Source organism: Micromonospora sp. URMC 107, assembly GCF_051386315.1.
Taxonomy (GTDB): Bacteria; Actinomycetota; Actinomycetes; order Mycobacteriales; family Micromonosporaceae; genus Micromonospora.
This window is the reverse complement of the sequence record NZ_JBPQTK010000228.1, coordinates 1-4,431: the sequence shown is the minus strand read 5'-3', so window position 1 is coordinate 4,431 and position 4,431 is coordinate 1. Positions and strand designations below refer to the sequence as shown.

Below are 4,431 nucleotides of genomic sequence, written 5' to 3'. Positions count from 1 at the left end.
GCGGTGGTCGGGCAGCCCGACCACCGCCCCCCGGGTCGCCTCAGGGGTTGATCCGACCGGCGCCGGCCCCGGCGGTCACGGCCGCCTTGACCCCGCTCGCGTCGTCGAGCCGGTACGGGTAGGGGATGGGGGCGACGTCCCCGGCGCTCTCCGGCGCGCCGGAGTTGGTGAAGATGTTGTTGCGCTGGACCAGGTCGCCCGGGTCCGACTCGGCGTAGCCGACGGCGGTGGGGCGGGTGACGTTCTCGAAGTGGTTGCCCTCGACCAGCACCCCGGCGCCCATGGTGGACGCCACGCCGTAGTCCGCGCCGAAGTAGTAGTTGTTGAACACGTGCACCGGGTCACCGAACCGGACGCGCGGGTGGCGCTCCTTGCTCCCGTCGAACCAGTTGTGGTGGTAGGTGACCCGCAGGTGGCCGATGTCGGCGGTGTGCCCGTCGTCGTGGCCGAGCAGCATGCTCTTGGTGTGGTTCGTGACCCGGTTCCAGGAGACGGTCACGAAGTCGGAGGCCCGCTTGACGTCGACCGCGCCGTCGTAGCCGCCGTCGAACGTGTTGTGGTCGATCCAGACGTTGCGCGAGCCCTGCACGTTGATCGCGTCGTCGTCCCAGCCCCGGAAGGTGAGGTTGCGGACGATGACGTTGCTCGCGCCGCTGATGTTCAGCCCGTTGTCCAGCGTCGCGCCGCCCACGCCGAGCACGGTCTTGTTGCTGCGCACGTCGTTCATCGCGTCGGGCATGGTCAGCGACCCGGTGACCCGGATGACCAGCGGCGACGAGGACTCCAGGGCGTCGGCGAGCGCCTGGCCGTCGGAGACGGTGACCGTCTGGCCGCCGGCGCCGCCGGTGGTGCCGCCGTTCTGGGTGGCCCAGCCGACCAGGTCCCCGGCCGGCGGCAGGGTCGGCGTCGGGGTCGGCGCCGGGGTGCTCGGCGGCGGGGTGGTCGGGCTGCCGGGCACGCCGACCTTGCCGACCCCGGCCTGCGCCGTGACCACGGCCTTCATGTCGCAGGCCGTGCCCACGGTGTACGTGTACGGCGGGTTGGTCACGCTGCCGCCGGTCTGCCCGGCGCCGGAGTTGACCAGGCAGTTGTTCCGGGCGACCAGCCGGCCGTCGCCGGAGGAGCCCTCCGCCAGGTGGTACGGGTCGTCTACGTTCTCGAAGTGGTTGCCCTCGACGATGACCCCGGCGTTCTGGGTGGACGCGACGCCGTAGTTGCCGGTGTTCAGGTAGTAGTTGTTGTAGACGTGCACCTGGTCGCCGAAGCGCACGCGCGGGTTGCGCTGGTTGGTGTTGTCGAAGAAGTTGTGGTGGTAGGTGACCTTCAGCCGGCCGGTGTCCTGGGCGGCGTTGCCGTCGTCGTGGCCGAGCAGCATGTTCTTGTCGGTGCCGTCGGCGTGGTTGTAGGAGACCGTCACGTACGACGAGCCGCGCTTGATGTCGACGCCGCCGTCCGTCCCGGTGGTCCAGGTGTTGTGGTCGATCCAGACGTGGTGGGTGAACATCTGCACGTTGATCGCGTCGTCCGCCCAGTTCCGGAAGTTGAGGTTCCGGATGATCACGTTGTGCACGGCGTTGGCCGGCGGCGCGGTGACCGCGTTGTCGATCGGCAGGCCGATGTTGAGGCCGCCTCCGGTGAACCCGGAGTTGGCGCCGACGCCGACGATCGTCTTGTCCGAGGTGACCTCGTGCATGGGGCCGGGCAGCGCGATCATCCCGCTGACCTGGATGACCTTCGGACCGCTCGACGCCGCCTCGGTGATGAACTGGCTGGCGGTCGTGACCGTGACGGTCGGGCCGCCGGCGCCGCCGGTGGTGCCGTTCTGACCCCACGCGTCGACCGAGGCCCATCCGTCGGCCACGTTGGGGCCGGGGTTGCCCGGGTCGCCGGTCGGCGTGGGCGTCGGGCTGGTCGGCGTCGGGGAGGGGCCGGCGCCGCTCGAGTCGACCCGCACGTTGTCGAAGTCGGCGCTGGCATAGTAGGTCGCCACGCCGATCCGGCCGCTGGCGTACTGGGTGTCGGTCGCCTCGGTGAGCAGGGTGCCGTTGACGTAACCCTTGAGCGAGCCGCCGGCCACGTCGAGCCGCAGGGTGTAGGTGGTGCCGACGGCGACCGGCACGGACGCGGTGTCCAGCGTCGTCGAGGAGCCGCCGGTCAGCCGCTTGAGCTCGACGGTGTTGTTGCTGCGCAGCGCCAGGTAGTAGTAGCTGGTGCTGCTCTGCACCCGGGCGAGCAGCGCGACGAACCGGTTCGACCCGTTGAACGCGGTCGGCCGGACGGTCGCCTGGACGGAGTAGTCGGTCCAGCTCGACGTGCCCGCCAGCGAGCGGGCGTCGCTGCTGGTGCTGCTCTGTCGCAGCGCCCGCGCGCTGTCGCCGGTCACCGACCAGCTTCCGCCGGAGGCCGTCCAGCCGGACGAGTTGCCGTCGGAGAAGTCGTCGGAGAAGAGCGTGTCGGCGTAGGCCGTGGTGGTCATGCCGACGGCGAGGGTGACCGCGAAGAGCGCGGCCCCGATCGCGGTGAGGAACCCTCGGCGATGCCTCCGCCGACGAGTGTCGGAGTTGTGCACGGGACCTCCCTGGTGGTGATCAAATGATCGACAAACATCGATCTCTGGGGGTGGGGTGCGCCGCGGGCCGCCGGGCCGGTGCCCGGCGCCGACCGGGTCCGACGGCCCGCGCGGGCGTGGTCAGTAGGGGAGTCTGCCGGTGCCGGCGCCGGCCGTGACGACGGACTTCACGGTGGCCGGCTCGGTCATGGTGTACGGGTAGAACGTGCGCGGCTCCTGGACGGTGCCCCCCGCGTCGCCGGGCTCACTGGTGCCGGCGAGCACGTTGTCCCGGGCGATCATCCGGCCCCGGTCTCCGGCGTAGCTGATCGACCAGGGCACCTCGACGTCCTCGAAGTAGTTGCCCTCGACCACGCAGCCGGAGTCGAGCTGGCAGGCCACCCCGACGTCGGTGTTGTAGACGAAGTAGTTGTTGAACACGTGCACGGGGTCGCCGTAGCGGACCCGGGGGTTGCGCTGGGGCGTGCGGTCGAACCAGTTGTGGTGGTAGGTGACCTTCAGGTTGCCGACGTCCTGGGCGGCGTTGCGGTCGTCGTGGCCGAGCAGCATGTTCTTCGTGTGGTGGTGGGTGTGGTTCCAGGACACGGTGACGTAGCTGGAGCCGCGCTTGACGTCGATCAGCCCGTCGTAGCCGTACGCCAGGTCGTTGTGGTCGATCCAGACGTGGTGCGAGAACATCTGCACGTTGATCGCGTCGTCGACGGTGTTGCGGAAGTTCAGGTTCCGGATGATGACGTTGTGCACGGCGTTCGCCGGCGGGCTGGTCGCGTCGCTGACCGGCAGGCCGATGTTGAGGCCGCCGCCGGTGATGCCGGAGTTGGCGCCGACGCCGACGATCGTCTTGTCCGAGGTCACGTCGTGCATCGGGCCGGGCAGGGCGATCATCCCGTCCACCCGCACGGTCAGCGGGCCGGCCGTGCCGATCGCGGTGAGCAGCTCCGCGGCCGTGTCCACGGTGACGGTCGGGCCGCCCGCCCCGCCGGTGGTGCCGTTCTGGCCCAGCGCGTTCACCGAGGCGAAGCCGATCGGCGGGGTGCCCGGGTCGATCGGCGGCTCGGTCGGCGGCAGGCTGGGACCGCCGGTCGGCCCGCCGGTGGGCGGTGCTCCGGTGGCCGTGTCCACCGCGACGTCGTCGAAGGTGGCGCTGGCGTACGAGGTGGCCAGGCCGACCCGCCCGGCGGCGAACGCCCCGTCGGTGGCCTGCACCCGCAGCGTGCCGTCGACGTAGCCGCGCAACGAGTTGCCGACCGCCTCCAGCCGCAGCGTCGCCCAGCTGCCGACGGTGATCCCGGCCGGGGCGGAGCCGAGCGACACCGGGTCGCCGCCGGAGCGGCGGATCAGCTGCACCCCGCCGCTCGCGGTCACCACCAGCGCGTAGTAGCTGCTGCTGCTCTGCGCCCGGGCGATCACGCCGACGTGCCGGTTCGCCCCGGCGAAGCCGGTCGGCCGGACCCGGGCCTGCACCCCGTAGTCGGTCCAGGTGCCGGCGCCGGCCAGGGCGCGGGCGTCGCTGCTGGTGCCGGACTGCCGGTAGGCGTACGAGCCGTCGGTCACCACCGACCAGCTTCCGCCGGAGCGGGACCACCCGTCGGCCGCGCCGTCGGAGAACGTGTCGCTGAACAGGGTGTCGGCGTGCGCCGACGAGGTGGTCGCGAGCACCGTGCCGACGGCCAGGGTGGCGGCGGTGAGCGCCGCGCCGAGCAGTCTCGGTGTGCGCGTCCGGGTACGGGGTGTCCGGTTCATGGTGTGGGCCTCCTGGTGGTGGGGTGGGCGCCGGTGGGTCGCCGTGCTGAGCGCCGGACACGGCGACCCACCGGCCGTGGGGGGGGGGGGGGGGGGGGGGGGGGGGGGGGGGGGGGGGG

The 4,431-nt window shown here is 71.8% G+C and carries 2 protein-coding genes; both read right to left on the bottom strand.

Features of this window, described 5'->3' with window-relative positions:
- Positions 1-40: 40 nt before the first annotated feature.
- The gene (locus ACSNN9_RS27865) at positions 41-2,476 is read right to left on the bottom strand and encodes a right-handed parallel beta-helix repeat-containing protein (RefSeq protein ID WP_436676276.1); all 2,436 of its coding nucleotides are present in this window, start codon (positions 2,474-2,476) and stop codon (positions 41-43) included.
- A 213-nt stretch (positions 2,477-2,689) separates the two neighbouring features.
- Complete coding sequence (locus ACSNN9_RS27860; protein ID WP_436676274.1) at positions 2,690-4,312, bottom strand: pectate lyase family protein; 1,623 nt, start codon at positions 4,310-4,312, stop codon at positions 2,690-2,692.
- Positions 4,313-4,431: the final 119 nt, after the last annotated feature.